Origin of the sequence: Sphingomonas mali NBRC 15500, from assembly GCF_001598415.1 — a bacterium.
Taxonomy (GTDB): Bacteria; Pseudomonadota; Alphaproteobacteria; order Sphingomonadales; family Sphingomonadaceae; genus Sphingomonas; species Sphingomonas mali.
Genome location: NZ_BCYX01000008.1, coordinates 55,720 through 70,062 on the forward strand (window position 1 = coordinate 55,720; position 14,343 = coordinate 70,062).

10 protein-coding genes are annotated in these 14,343 nt (G+C 66.7%); 6 read left to right on the forward strand and 4 right to left on the reverse strand.

Translation table 11 applies throughout. The features are described 5' to 3' along the window. Positions 1–107 precede the first annotated feature (107 nt). A complete protein-coding gene (locus SMA01S_RS08535; protein WP_066820353.1) occupies positions 108–1,271 on the forward strand; it encodes a sterol desaturase family protein in 1,164 nt (387 codons plus the stop codon). A gap of 3 nt (positions 1,272–1,274) precedes the next feature. Beyond that, positions 1,275–1,622: a DUF2200 domain-containing protein gene (locus tag SMA01S_RS08540; protein ID WP_066820355.1), complete on the forward strand. Its 348-nt coding sequence runs from the start codon at positions 1,275–1,277 to the stop codon at positions 1,620–1,622. A 16-nt stretch (positions 1,623–1,638) separates the two neighbouring features. Here the strand turns inward: SMA01S_RS08540 and map are convergent, their stop codons facing one another. Then, on the reverse strand, positions 1,639–2,466 hold the full coding sequence (gene map, locus SMA01S_RS08545) for a type I methionyl aminopeptidase (RefSeq protein WP_066820357.1): 828 nt from the start codon (positions 2,464–2,466) through the stop codon (positions 1,639–1,641). A gap of 52 nt (positions 2,467–2,518) precedes the next feature. Here map and SMA01S_RS08550 point away from each other — a divergent pair, with 52 nt between their 5' ends. The 3 genes from SMA01S_RS08550 to SMA01S_RS08560 all read left to right on the forward strand — a co-directional run bounded on the left by SMA01S_RS08550 (position 2,519) and on the right by SMA01S_RS08560 (position 4,195). Then, the gene (locus SMA01S_RS08550) at positions 2,519–3,286 is read left to right on the forward strand and encodes a competence/damage-inducible protein A (protein WP_174543099.1); all 768 of its coding nucleotides are present in this window, start codon (positions 2,519–2,521) and stop codon (positions 3,284–3,286) included. Positions 3,287–3,432: 146 nt separating this feature from the next. Further along, positions 3,433–3,801, forward strand: a complete 369-nt coding sequence (locus SMA01S_RS08555; RefSeq protein WP_245649206.1) for a CYTH domain-containing protein — start codon at positions 3,433–3,435, stop codon at positions 3,799–3,801. Positions 3,802–3,817: 16 nt separating this feature from the next. Next, positions 3,818–4,195, forward strand: coding sequence for a hypothetical protein (locus tag SMA01S_RS08560; protein WP_066820361.1), 378 nt, complete (start codon positions 3,818–3,820; stop codon positions 4,193–4,195). Positions 4,196–4,275: 80 nt separating this feature from the next. Here SMA01S_RS08560 and SMA01S_RS08565 read toward each other — a convergent pair whose 3' ends face one another. The 3 genes from SMA01S_RS08565 to SMA01S_RS08575 form a co-directional block, all read right to left on the reverse strand. Beyond that, the gene (locus SMA01S_RS08565) at positions 4,276–5,160 is read right to left on the reverse strand and encodes a class I SAM-dependent methyltransferase (RefSeq protein ID WP_157093872.1); all 885 of its coding nucleotides are present in this window, start codon (positions 5,158–5,160) and stop codon (positions 4,276–4,278) included. Between the two features lie 296 nt (positions 5,161–5,456). Beyond that, positions 5,457–6,851, reverse strand: a complete 1,395-nt coding sequence (locus SMA01S_RS08570; protein WP_066820370.1) for an HlyD family type I secretion periplasmic adaptor subunit — start codon at positions 6,849–6,851, stop codon at positions 5,457–5,459. Then, on the reverse strand, positions 6,848–9,001 hold the full coding sequence (locus SMA01S_RS08575) for a type I secretion system permease/ATPase (RefSeq protein WP_281179173.1): 2,154 nt from the start codon (positions 8,999–9,001) through the stop codon (positions 6,848–6,850). The genes SMA01S_RS08570 and SMA01S_RS08575 overlap by 4 nt, the downstream gene beginning before the upstream one ends. Before the next feature lie 389 nt (positions 9,002–9,390). Between SMA01S_RS08575 and SMA01S_RS25265 the strand changes: the two genes are divergently transcribed. Beyond that, a complete protein-coding gene (locus SMA01S_RS25265) occupies positions 9,391–14,256 on the forward strand; it encodes a beta strand repeat-containing protein (RefSeq protein ID WP_066820372.1) in 4,866 nt (1,621 codons plus the stop codon). The last annotated feature ends 87 nt before the right edge of the window (positions 14,257–14,343 follow it).

Genomic DNA, 14,343 nt, shown 5'->3' on the forward strand with positions numbered 1-14,343 from the left:
GTTACCCCTCCACCATACTCTTTCTTCGAAGAGTCGCTGGCAGTCGATAGCGCGGCGGGGGGCTGCGTGGTAGAGGGTGCTTAACCGTATCGGGATAGGGGATACCGATGGCCAATCCACTCGACCATTTGCGCGACGAGCTCGAAGCGCCCGTCGCGATCCGCAATTTCGGCAGCGGCTGGTATTCGGGCTTCTTCGCCCTCGTCCTGGCGATCGCCGGCTTCGGCCTTGTCGTTGCGTTGCGCTGGCCGGGCTGGTTCGCGACGCCTGAGCTGCAGGCGGTCGAGAAGACCCTGTGGTTCCGGCCTGTCGTCCATGCCGTGCTGATCTCCAGCTATGCGCTGGCGCTGCTCAGCCTGATGCTGCGGACGAAGAAGGCGATCGGCTTTACCGCGCTCGCGATCGGCATTGCCGCGGCGTTGCTCGGCGGCGCCAATGTCTCGCCGCGCGAGACGCACGATTGGGGCATATTCTTCGGGGTCGACTTCTTCGTCGTGAACCTGATCGCCGCAGGGCTGATGTTCGCGCCGATCGAGCGGTTCTGGCCGCACAATAGGGACCAGCGCCTGTTCCGCACCGAGTGGCGCGAGGACCTGTTCTATTATCTGCTGAGCTCGATGCTCGTGCAGGTCTTCACCTATCTCGCGCTGGCCCCGTCGAGCATCATCAACGCCAACACCGTGTCGCTCGCCGGCATCCGCGCGGCGATCGGCGGGCAGCCCTGGGTCCTGCAGTTTGTCGAAGCGATGCTGCTGACCGACTTCGTGCAATATTGGTTTCACCGCGCTTTCCACCGCGTGCCGTTCCTGTGGGGATTCCACGCGGTCCATCATTCGGCCAAGGCGATGGACTGGCTGGCCGGCGCGCGGATGCATTTCGTCGAGATCATCCTGCTGCGCAGCGTGACCTCGTTGCCCTTGCTGACCTTCGGTTTTCTGCCCTCGGTGATGCAGGCCTATGTCGCCTTGGTGTACATCTATTCGGGGCTGGTCCACGCCAATCTGAAGGGCGATTTCGACCGCTTCGGCCATTTCATGGTGACGCCGCGTTTCCACCATTGGCACCACGGCCTCGAAGCCGAAGCGGTCGACGTCAATTTCGCGATCCACTTTCCGCTCTGGGACAAATTGTTCGGGACGTTCCATCTGCCGGCGGGCCGCTGGCCGCAGGGCTATGGCATCCCGGAGAAGATGCCGCAGGGGTATCTCAAGCAGCTCGCTTACCCGTTCGTGCGCAGCCAGAGAGCAATCGACGCGGCGAAAGCGGAATAGGCAATGCCGCATCGCATTTATGCGACGAGCGTCGCGAGCGTGTACGTCCACTACATCGCCAAGGCCGAGCGGAAGGGGCGAACGCAAGCCGAAGTCGACGAGATCATATGCTGGTTGACCGGCTATACCCGCGAAGGATTGGCCAAAGAGCTGGCGCGTAATACGAGTTTCGAGGATTTCTTCGCCCGCGCGCCCGGCCTCAATCCTGCACGATCTGCGATCACCGGTACGATCTGCGGCGTGCGCATCGAGAATATCGATGAGCCGCTGATGCGCGAAATCCGCTACCTGGACAAACTGGTCGATGAGCTCGCGAACGGCCGGCCTATGGAAAAAATCCTGCGCCAGTAAAGCGCTAGATCATCCATCAGTAAGGCGGCCGGTCGTACCCCTTGGGGCTGGCGGTGAAGATCTCGCAGCCGGTCTCGGTGATACCGATCGAATGTTCGAACTGCGCCGACAGCGAGCGATCGCGGGTCACCGCGGTCCAGCCGTCGTCGAGCAATTTCACGTCGGGCTTGCCGATGTTGATCATCGGCTCGATCGTGAAGATCATGCCCGGCTTGAGCTCGGGGCCGGTACCGGGGCGACCGACATGAACGACCTCGGGCGCATCGTGGAACAGCTTGCCGACGCCGTGCCCACAGAAATCGCGCACCACGCCAAAGCGATGGCGCTCGGCATGCGTCTGGATGGCGTGCGCGACATCGCCCATCGTGTTGCCCGGTCTGGCCTGCTCGATCCCGAGCATCAGACATTCATAGGTCACGTCGACCAGCCGCTTCGCCTTGATCGGCACATTGTCGCCAACCAGGTACATCCGGCTGGTGTCGCCGTGCCATCCGTCGAGCAATGGGGTCACGTCGATATTGACGATGTCGCCGTCCTTGAGCTGGCGGTCCGACGGGATGCCGTGGCAGACGACATGGTTGATCGAGATGCAGCTCGAATGCGTATAGCCGCGATAGCCGAGCGTCGCGGGCGCGGCGCCGCCGGCGATCATGAAATTGCGGATCAAATCGTCGAGCTCGGCGGTGGTCACGCCCGGCACGACGTGCGGCACCAGCATGTCGAGCGTCTCGGCGGCAAGGCGCCCGGCACGATGCATGCCGTCGAACGCGTCGCGGCCATAGAGCTTGATCGCGCCATTGCGCGCGAGGTTCATGTCGCTGGTGACAGTCACATATTCGGTCATGGCGAACGATATAACGATGACGCGCCGATTTTGCGAGGCTATCGCTGATCCCATGACCGGCCAAGCGAATGAGAGGATCTGGACCGCGGCGCTTGTCGTGATCGGCGACGAAATCCTGTCGGGGCGCACCCAGGACAAGAATGTCGCGCAGATCGCCGCCTGGCTCAATGTCCAGGGTATCCGGCTGGCCGAGGTTCGGGTGGTCGGCGACGTCACCGCGGCGATCGTCGAGGCGGTAAACCAGCTGCGTGCGCGCAACGACTATCTCTTCACCACCGGCGGGATCGGCCCGACGCATGACGACATCACCGTCGATGCGATCGCCGAGGCACTGGGTGTGGGCGTTACCTATCACCCCAAGGCGCTCGCCACGCTCGAACGCTATTATGAAAGCCGCGGCGGCCTGACCGAAGCGCGCAAACGGATGGCGCGCGTGCCCGAGGGCGCCGAGCTGATCGAGAATCGCGTATCGGGCGCCCCCGGCATTCGTATCGGCAATGTCTTCATCATGGCGGGCGTGCCGCACATTACCGCGGGCATGCTCGACGCGCTGACCGGCACGCTCGAAGGCGGGCGTCCGGTGATCAGCCGCACGATCGGCTGCTGGGTGGCCGAAAGCGAAGTGGCCGATATCCTACGCGAGGCGGAAAAGGCGCATGAAGGCGTTGCGATCGGCAGCTATCCGTTCTTTCGCGACGGCCGCGTCGGTGCGAACTTCGTGGTGCGGAGCCCCGATCAGGCATTGGTCGACACTACCATCGCCGACTTGACGGCGCGGCTGGAGGCGGCGGGCCGAGAGGTCGTCGCGGACGGCATCTGACCGCGCGACACATCCCGAAATATAGCGTCGTCGAACGCGAGCGGCGCTTCCTCGTCGACCCCGCGCTGGCGCCCGCGCTCGATGCGGCGGCGGCGCGGCTGATCGAAGATCGCTATCTGCCCGGCACCGGCTTGCGGTTGCGCCGCGTGACGGCGCCCGATGGATCGGTGGTATGCAAGCTCGGCAAGAAATATCTCGGTACAGGCCTGTCGTCGCGCCCGATGACCAACATCTATCTCGACGCGGCTGAATATGGCGCGCTGGCGGCGCTGCCGGCGGCCGTGCTGGTCAAACGGCGGCACGACGTTGGCGGCGGGTTCGCGATCGACGTGTTCGAGGGCGCGCTGGCCGGACTGATCCTGGCGGAGATATCTGCGGACGACGATGCTGAGCTTGCCGCGATCGTCATGCCGTCCTGGTGCACCGCCGAGGTTACCGAGGACGTCGCTTATGCCGGCGGCACGCTCGCGATAGAGGGATGGCACGCGACGGCCGCCCATGTGTTGTCACGATAGCAGAAGGAGACGAGCGATGAAGGTCGGTGCGATGATGCTGGTGCCCGCGATCTTGCTTGCCGGCTGTAGCGGCGGAGGTGTCGGCGGCAACGCCGCGGCGCCGGCCGCCCCGGCAACACCCGACCCGGTCGAGGTCAAATTCCGCGCGCTCAATACGGTGCAGCAGCGCGTCGCCTTGTTCCGCGCGATCTACGACGCCGATTACACGTGCAAGAAGATCGTCTCGATCGTCGAAAAGCCACGTAACGAGGGTCGGCCGGTATGGCTGGTGACCTGCGACGACCAGGGCGAGTATGTGATCACGCTGGTCCCGGGCGGCACCTTTACCGTCAGCGGCGTGCCGCAACCCAAGGGCAGTTTCCGACGCGCGACCCCGAGTCCGTCGCCCCAATAGTGGCGACGACGCAACCGCGGCTAGGCCCGAAGACCGAGCGGGCTCTCTCACGCGCCGGAATGGGGTACCCGAGCACAGGTTTACCGGATCGCGTTTTTCGTGCTCAGCGCGGCGAATAAATGTCCCGTCGGCAATTGGCCCGTGCGGAGCGTCCGTTCTGGCGCGATCCGGGCGAGGAAATAGCGCCAGCTTTCCGGGCTCCAGAAGTTGATATGGCCCGCATAGGATTCGAATTCCGAATGATATTCCTTGGCGGGAAGGTGGTCCTCCCGCCCATCGGGCACCGTCAATATGAGCGTGCCGGTGGCTGACACGATATCGAGCAAGCGCCTGACGACCGTTTCGGGATCCACCGTGTGTTCAAGCACTTCCATCAGGAACACCGCGTCGTAGCTCGATGACTCGGGAAGGTCCGACAGCGCGCTGAAGAACAGTTCGGCATCGGGACAGGCCCGTTTGGCCATCGCCAGCTTTACGTCACTGACATCGCATCCGAAGAGCGAGGAATCCGGATATCGTGCCCGCATGAGGCGCAACAGGCACCCCGCATGGCATCCTATGTCCAACACTCGCTTGCCGGCAATGTCGACCTCTTCCGCATCGCATCGATCAAGCAGAAGGCGGGCCATCGCAAGGCGGCTTGCGTCGAAATAATGCTCGAGAAATGCCGGCGTCGGCCATTCTCCGGTCAGCGCATTGTGCTGCACCACCGGAAGGATCTTCTGGAGCAAGTCCGCGGCGTTGCGCGCATCGGCCGAGGTTGGTCGATACTGCGCGCCAGGATCGGTCCTTACGATCCTGTAGCCGCAACGCGCAAATGCGGACTGAACCAAGGTTTTACCCAGGGACATCGGAGCATGGGCCATCTGTCCTCCGTCGCGCGAACGCGCCAGTTGTCTAAGTACGAACTCGAGTGCGTCTCGTATGCCGCCGCAGGCAGCCTCTCTTCGGACTCCGATTGTCACCCATCTCAGTCTCAACACGATCGAGTCTCGGCTCGGCCGGTTGCGCCCCAAAACGGCTGATGCGCACCTACATGAGCGACAACCTGCCGCCTCTCCCGAGGGCAACCGGAAAGCGGTCGTCCGTTCACCAGCCCGGATCGATGCCGGAAAACGCTGAGGCCACCCTCGGCCATACCGCGACGGGGGATGGTACCTCGAATCGGCCGCCCCAACTGAGATTGAGGATCGGAGCGGGTGAAGGGAAGCGAACCCTCGTCGTAAGCTTGGATTTGCAACTGGCGTGTATGTAAAAGGCGTTAGCGCTCCCGCGCGGCCGTCGTGCTGATCTCGTCGATCGGGCTCAGCAGATAGGAGGCGAGCGAGCGGCGGCCGGTGCGGATGTCGGCGGTGACCGCCATGCCGGGGGTGAGGGCGACCGTTGCGCCATCCCGCTGGATCGTCGCACGGTCCAGCGTCACCCGCGCGGTGTAGATCAGTCCGCGTTTCTCGTCCTGTATCGCGTCCGAGCTGATCTGCTCGAGCCTGCCCTGCACTGCGCCATAGCGCGTGAAAGGAAAGGCCTCGATCTTGAGCGCGACCGGTTGGCCGGCAGCGACGAAGCCGACGTCCTTGTTGGCGATTGCCACTTCGGCGACCAGCGCCCCGCGCGCGGGCACGATCACCATGATCGGCTTGGCCGCCTCGACTACGCCGCCGACAGTGTGGACGGCCAGTTGCGTGACCGTGCCGTCGACCGGGCTGACCAGGCGCTGGAGGCTGCTGCGTTTGGTGGCTTTGGTGAGCTCCTCCTTGCGCAGTCTCGCGTCGCTCTCGGCCTTGGCGAGATCGGTGAGGACGCGGGCGCGCGCCTCGGCGGTGGATTGGCTCGAATTGCCGCCGGCCACCGCGATCTGCGCCTCCGCCTTGCGTGCCGTGGCGAGGGCGGCGTCGCGGTCGCGCGCGGCGGAGAGGCGCTGGCGGCGCATCTCGATCACGCGGAGCTTCGAGACATAGCCCTTTTCGAGCAGCTTCTCGTTGGCGGCGATCTGCTCGTCGAGCAGCGGGAGGGTCTCGGTGAGCTTGGCCGCCTGGATCTGCGCCTCGGCACGGGCGGCGGTGGCGACCAGGGTGTCGGCGGCGTGCGTCCGGCCGGTCGCCTGGATGTCGGCGAGCTGGGCGCGGGCGAGCGCGATCTGGGTGTCCGCGACTTCGGCTGTGGTTCCGGCGGGCGGTGTGAACCGCAGACCCTGGCCGTCGACCGCGGAAAGCACAGCGCGCAGCCGCGCGGCGTCGAGCAGGGCGGTCTCCAGCGCCTTGCTGGCTTGCGCCGTGTCGGCATCTGAAACGGTGGGGTCGAACTCGACCAGCGGCTGGCCGGCGCGGACGCCCTGGCCGTCGCGAACCAATATGGCGTGGACGATCCCAGCCGCGCCGGGCTGGATCAGCTTGACGTCGTCGGCGGGAACCAGCTTGCCCGGCGCCGAGGCGACGACGTCGACCCGGCCAAGGACCAGCCAGAGCAGCGCGACAGCGAGGAGGCCGAGCAAGAGCCAGGCCGTGACCCGCGCGGTCGGCGACACCGGGCGCTCGACCACTTCGAGCGCGGCGGGAAGGAAGTCGGCCTCCTCGGTGTGCAGAACCCGGCGCGACCGCGCGCGCTCATTGTCGAGCGCATCGCGAACGGCAGCCCAGTGACGGGCGAGAGCGTTCATGCCGCGGCCCCCGCCTGAACGCCGATCTGGCGATGGTGGAGCGCGGCATAGCGGCCGCCGAGACGGAGCAACTCGTCATGCGTGCCGCTCTCGACGATGCGCCCCTTGTCGAGCGTCAGGATTCGGTCGCACTGGCGGATCGCGGAGAGGCGATGCGCGATGATCAGCACGGTGCGGCCGGCGGCAATCGCCTTGAGATTGCGCTGGACGATCTCTTCGCTCTCGGCATCGAGCGCCGAGGTCGCCTCGTCGAGGATCAGGATGCGCGGGTTGGTGATCAGCGCGCGGGCGATGGCGAGACGCTGGCGTTGCCCGCCCGAGAAGTTGACGCCGCGCTCCTCGACGATCGTGTCATAGCCCCGCGGCAGCGCCAGGATGAAGTCGTGCGCGCCGGCGAGGCGGGCGGCGGTCATCACTCGCTCGATCGGCATGGCGGGATCGGCAAGCGCGATATTCTCGCGGATCGAGCGGTTGAACAGAATATTCTCCTGCAGCACCACGCCGATCTGGCGGCGCAGCCAGGCAGGATCGATCTGCGCGAGATCGACGCCGTCGACCAGCACGCGGCCGCTTGCCGGCAGATAGAGGCGCTGGAGCAGCTTGGTGAGCGTCGACTTGCCCGATCCCGAGGCGCCGGCGATGCCGAGCGTGGCGCCGGCAGGCAGGTCGAGGCTGATGTCGTCCAATGTCCAGGGGCCGTCGGCGGCATAGCGGAAACGGACATTCTCGAAGCGGACATGACCGGCGAGCACGGGCAAAGCGGTGCGCGATCCGGCGCCGGGCTCCGCGCCGGTATTGAGGATGTCGCCCATCCGCTGGACCGAAAGGCGGACCTGCTGGAAGTCCTGCCAGAGCTGCGCCATGCGGATGACGGGGCCGGAAACGCGCTGAGCGAACATGTTGAAGGCGACCAGCCCGCCGATGGTCAGCGCACCGGCGATCACTTGCTGCGCGCCGAAGAACAGAATCGCGGCGAGGCTTAGCTTGGAGATGAGCTGGACCGCCTGGCTGCCCGAATTGCCGAGGTTGATCACGCGCTGGTTGGCGGCGCTGTACGCGGCGAGTTGGCGTTCCCAGCGGTCCTGCCATTGCGGCTCGACCGCGGCTGCCTTGAGCGTCTGCATGCCCGAGACGCTCTCGACGAGCAGTGCGTTGTTGGCGGCGCCGCGCGCGAACTTCTCGTCGAGCCGGCGACGCAAGGGACCGGTGACGAGGAGCGAGACGATCACATAAGCGGGGAGGGTGAGCGCGACGATGACGAAGAGGAGTGGCGAGTAGAGAAACATCGCGACGAGGAAGACGATCGTGAACAACGGATCGACCAGCACGGTGAGCGAGGCGTCGGTCATGAATTCGCGCACCGTCTCCAGTTCGCGGATACGGGTAACGGTGTCGCCGACGCGGCGATTCTCGAAATAGGCTAGCGGCAGGCGGAGCAGGTGGCGGAAGAGGCGGCTGCCCAGCTCGACGTCGAGCTTCTGGCTGGTCTCCGAATAGAGCCGGGTGCGCAGCCAGCCGAACGCGACTTCCCAGAGCGAGACCAGCACGAGCCCGAGGCTGAGCACCTGCAGCGTTGCCAGGCTGTTGTGCGCCAGCACCTTATCGACGACGTTCTGGAAGAAGAGCGGCGCGGCGAGACCGAGCAGGTTGAGCGCGAGGGTGATCAGCAGGACCTCGCCGATCAGCTTTCGATATTTGACGATCTGGGGAATGAACCAGGTCATGTCGAAGGCGGACGCGGCAACCTGCGCGGAATCGCGGGTGGCGACGAGGAGCAGCGTGCCCGTCCACCGGGCCTCCAGCGTGGCGCGGTCCCAGCGCTCGATCGCGGCGCCGGGACGCTGGATCGCCACGGCATCCTCGCCGACGCGGCCGATCACGAACCAGCCCTCAGTGCCGCTAGCCATCACCGGCATGGGAAGGCGTCTCAACCGTTCGAAATCGCCGGTCGTGGCACGGGCGCGGACCCCGTCGATGCGCTTTGCCAGGCGGACCAGATCGGACGCCGTGACAGGGTTGGCATGGCCGAGGCTGTGGCGCAGCTCTGCCGAGTCTGCTGCGACGCGGTGCATGGCGAGGATCAGGACGAAGGCGTCGAGCCCGGTGTCCGCGGGCGGTCGGGACGTACCGAGGGACAGGTCCTGCTGCACGGCGGGTCTCCGATCGGGTTCCTCAGGCGTAGACAATCTTTAGTGTGCAGCAGGTTGGCCTAGAACATGCGCCTCCTACTCACAGTCGCTGCATTGCTTTCGCGGTGCAGCAATCTGACTTGTCGACCTTGGTAGCGGTCAAAGCCTGGGGAGCGAAGGCGCCAGCGGTTCCGGTCGTCGGAGCAAAGGGGCGATTCGGCTTTCGCGGACGCAGCATATGGTTGACCCGGGCGCCGTCGCGGGCTGTCTGATGCGACTAAAGGGGGCAGCTTCCCGAGGTGCACCGCGGCGCGAGCTTCGAGCCTGTGCGCGACGCCGGGGCGGCGCTGTGTCGACGATTGGGTTTCGGTGGGGCGTTACGTTTTGGGGCTTATGACGGGAGCCTTGCCATGCCTACCCTTTACATCTCGCCGACCGGTAGCGGTTCGGGCGACGGCTCGAGCGCCGCGAACGCCGCGACGCTGAAGGATCTGCCGCAGCTCATCGCGGCGGCGGGACCGGGCGGGCAGGTGCTGCTGCTCGCCGACCAGGGGGCCTATATCGCGCCGCTCGACGCGCTGGCGATCGTCGCGGGCGGGACGGCGAGCGCGCCGGTGACGATCCGTGGGGTCGATAGCGCGGGCAATGCGATGGCGGCGACGATCACCGGCACGCGGCCCGAGCCCTTCGACCCGGCGAACCCTCCGGGAGAGGAAATATTCCGGCTGCTGAGTGGTGCGGACAATCTGCGCTTCAGCGATCTGGCCTTCGAGAATGTCGGCACGGTCGTTCGCGTCGGCGCGGATGTGCACAACCTGACGATCGAGCATGTCGACGCGACGAACGTCGCCCGCTTCTTCGACGATATGGTCTCGGGGGCCAATGCCAGCGCCACGATCGCCGGATTGACGATTCGCGACGTCGCGGTGAATGGCTATTCCAAGGGCGCGATCCGCATCCAATACGACAGCAACGACGTGCTGATCGAGGATGTGCGCGGCGATAGCCAGTTCCAGGACGGCGACAATTTCGCGATCGGCGTCCACATCACCGGCACCGCGCACGACGTGACGATCGATCGTGTCGCCATGCGCAACGCGCTCGACACGGTGAACGACTATCGCAACGGCGACGGCTTCGCGACCGAGCGCGGTACCTATGACATCACGCTGCGCGACGTAATCGCCACGGGCAACAGCGATGGCGGGCTCGACTTGAAGAGCGATAACATCGTCGTCGACGGCGCGATCGTCTCGGGCAACGGTCGCAACATCCGGCTGTGGGGCACCGGCGCGCAGCTGAGCAATATCGTCAGCCTCGACGCGGGCGCGCCGCTGGCGGGCGGCAATCGAGAGCATATCTGGCTGGCCGAAGGCGCGAGTGCGACGATCGACGGGGCGCTCTTCTCCGACCCCGGGTCGCCGAAGCTGTTCAACCTGGCGGAGAGGAACGGCAGGCTGGTGGTCGAGGATTTCGGACTCGTCACCGGGCCGGGCACAATCCAGTCGCAGCGTGGCACTGGATCGGTGCTGACCCTGACCGGGCAACGCGTCGCGGCGATGGCGGGCACCGCTGGCGACGACCTGCTGGCGGGCACGGCGGCGGCCGATGCGCTGGCGGGGGGCGACGGACGCGACATGCTGAGCGGCGGGGCGGGCGATGATCGGCTCGCAGGTGGCGCGGGCGACGACATGCTGGTCGGCGATGGCGGCGACGACCATGTCGAAGGCGGCGCAGGGCGGGACATCATGGTCGGCGGCGCGGGGCAAGACCTGCTCAGCTATGCCGGCAGCGCCGCCGGGGTGCGGATCGACCTGCTGCGCCTCACCGCCAGCGGCGGGGATGCCGAGGACGACCTGTTCGACGGGTTTGAGGGAGTCGAGGGTTCGGCCTTCGCCGATGTCCTTACGGGCGATGCGGGCGCGAACCGGCTGTTCGGCGGCGTGGGGGACGATGTGCTTTCGGGCGGTGCCGGCGACGACATGCTGGATGGCGGTACGGGCGCGGATCTGCTCGACGGGGGCGCCGGGTTCGATTGGGTGGACTATGGCAGCAGCAGCGCAGCGGTGGTCGTCGATCTCGCCAATGGCGCGGCAAGCGGCGGTGAGGCGGCGGGTGATCGGCTGATCGGGATAGAGGCGGTGCTCGGCTCGGGCTTTGCCGATACGCTGTCGGGCAATGACGGCGCGGACTCGATCGGCGGTGGTGCGGGCGACGACCGGATCGACGGTCGCGGCGGCGACGATCTGCTGATTGGCGGCGCAGGTGCCGACACGCTGATCGGCGGCGCCGGGTTCGACAGCGCGGATTATTCGGGCAGTGGCGGTGCGGTGACGGTCGACCTTGTCGCCGGCACCGGGATTGGCGGCGATGCCCAGGGTGACCGGCTCCAGGGGGTCGAGCGGCTGATCGGCTCGGGCTTCGACGATGTGCTGAGCGGCGACGGTTTCGACAATGTGCTGGTCGGCGGCGCAGGTGCGGACCGGCTGACTGGCGGCGGCGGGATAGACACGGCCGATTATTCGGCGAGCGGCGCAGCGGTGAACGCGGTGCTGGGCGGCACCGGCAGCGGCGGCGATGCCCAGGGTGACGTGCTGACGGGAATCGAGAATCTGGTCGGCGGCGGTTTTGGCGATGTGCTGGTCGGCGACGGCGCGGCCAATGTGCTGTCGGGTGCTGCCGGTGACGACCGGCTGGTCGGCAATGGCGGAGCGGATCGGCTCGACGGTGGGGCGGGCGTCGATGTCGCCGACTTTTCGACCCGCGCAGGCGCCGTGACGGCGGACCTGACAACGGGCACGGCTTCGGACGGCGTGAGCCTTGTTGCGATCGAGGGCGTGATCGGGTCGGCGTTCGACGATGTGCTGAACGGCGATGCGGGCGACAACCGGCTGGTCGGCGGCAAGGGCGCGGACCTGATCGACGGGCGCGATGGCCTCGATACCGCCGACTATTCGGGCTCGGCGGCGGCGGTGCAGGTCGACCTGGCTCTGTCGGTGCAGGGCGGCACCGGCGATGCGGCGGGCGACCGGCTGACGAGCATCGAGGCGCTGGTCGGCTCGGCGTTCGACGATTCGCTGGCCGGAGTGGATGCTGCCGAGGCATTGTACGGCGGCGCGGGCGCAGACCGGCTCGACGGGCGCGGCGGCGACGATCTGCTCCAGGGCGGCGCGGGCGCCGATATGCTGATCGGCGGGGCCGGTGTCGATACGGTCGACTATAGCGCCAATGCGAGTGCCATCTCGATCAACCTCCAGACCGGCGCGAGCAGCGGCGGCGAAGCGGAGGGCGACCGGTTCGACGGGATCGAGCATTTTATCGGTACCGGCTTCGTCGATACGATCGTCGGCGACGGGGCGGACCAGATCCTGGACGGCGGCGCGGGGGGTGACCGGCTGGACGGTGCCGGCGGTTTCGACATTGCGGTCTATGCAGGCAGCGCCGCGGGCGTGAAGGTCAATTTGGCGACCAATATCCTGTCGGGCGGCGATGCGCAGGGTGACAGCCTCGCCGGGATCGAAGGCCTGGTGGGTAGCGCCTTCGCCGACACGCTGACGGGCGACGCGAACGCCAACCGGCTCGAGGGCGGCGCGGGCAACGACGCGCTGGACGGCGGCGCGGGCGCGGACGTGATGATCGGCGGCACGGGCGACGACTCCTATGTAGTCGACAATGCCGGCGACCAGGTGATCGAGGCGATCGGCGGCGGGCTCGACATCGTGCGTACGAGCCTGTCCTCGCTGACGCTCGCCGATGGTGTCGAGGATCTCAGCTATAGCGGCAGTGGTAGCTTTATCGGCACCGGCAACGCGCTCGATAACAGCCTCTACGGCAAGGCGTCGGACGACGCGCTCTACGGTCTCGATGGCGACGACAAGCTGGTTGGCGGCGCGGGCGCGGACCTGCTCGACGGCGGGGCGGGGCGCGATCAGGTCGACTATACCAAGTCCGCCGCGATCAATGTGAACCTTGCCACCAACGACAATCACGGCGGCGAGGCGGAGGGAGACCGGTTGGTCGGCATCGAGACCGTGATCGGCTCCAACTATTCCGACAGCATCACCGGTAGCGATGATCCTCTGCTCGGTGACATCCTCTATGGGCGGGGTGGCGACGATCTGCTGGTCGGCGGGGCAGGGGACGACCAGCTCGATGGCGGCGGCGGCAACGACGTGATGCGCGGCGGCACCGGCAACGACCTCTATATCGTCTATGAGGCTGGCGACCAGGTGATCGAGGCGGCGGGAGAGGGGCGCGATCGCATCCGCACCGCCGCGACCAGCTACACGCTCGGCGCCAATATCGAGGAGCTGGTCTATACCGGGACGATCGGCGCGACGATGACCGGCAATGCGCTCGACAATTTCATCGTTGGCAGCGGTGGTGAGGATCGGCTGGCCGGCGGAGACGGCGCGGATATGTTGCGTGGCGGGGCGGGCGGGGATGTGCTCGACGGCGGCACGGGATCGGACACCGTGGATTATACCGGCTCGCTCGGCGGGGTGCTGGTCAACCTGCGTGCCCAGACCGCGAGCGGTGGTGATGCCATGGGCGACAAGTTGCTCAGTATCGAGAATGCGCAGGGCTCGGCCTTTGCGGATGTGCTGTTGGGCAGCGCCGGCGCCAATGTGCTGACCGGCGGCGACGGCGACGACGCGCTCTCCGGCGACGACGGCAACGACACGCTGCGAGGAGGCGTCGGCGTCGACCGGCTCGATGGCGGCAAGAACGAGGATACGCTCTACGGCGATGACGGTGGCGACACGCTGTACGGCGGGCAGCAGACCGACCGATTATATGGTGGCGCGGGCAACGACCTTCTGATCGGAGATACCGATTGGGTCTCGTCGCTTGCCGCCAGGGACACGCTCGATGGCGGCGATGGCGACGACATATTGATCGGCGACGGAATGAACATGACGGCGAGCGGGATCGGCGGCGCGGACACGCTGATCGGCGGGCTCGGCAACGACGTGCTGTACGGCGACGCGGTGAACATGGCGGCTGGCGCGCGGGGCGGGGCGGACAAGCTGACCGGCGGCGCGGGCGCGGACCGCTTCGTCTTCGCGCCCGGCTCCGGCGCCGACGAGATCACCGATTTCACCCGCGGCGGCGCCGAGGCCGACCATATCGATCTCAGCGCCTTCGACATCGCCTATGAGGCGCTGCACTTCACCACGAGCAGCGCGGGCGTGACGATCCAGCTGGGCGGCACCGACACGATCTTCGTGCGTGGCGTCGCCGCGCTCGATCAGGCGGACTTCATCTTCGGCTGAGCCTCGCCAGCCGTGCGGGGTGCCTCCGCGCGGCGAGGCGATCGAGACGGCCGCCGAGCCCTGGCTCGGGAGTGGTTCGGCGGCCTT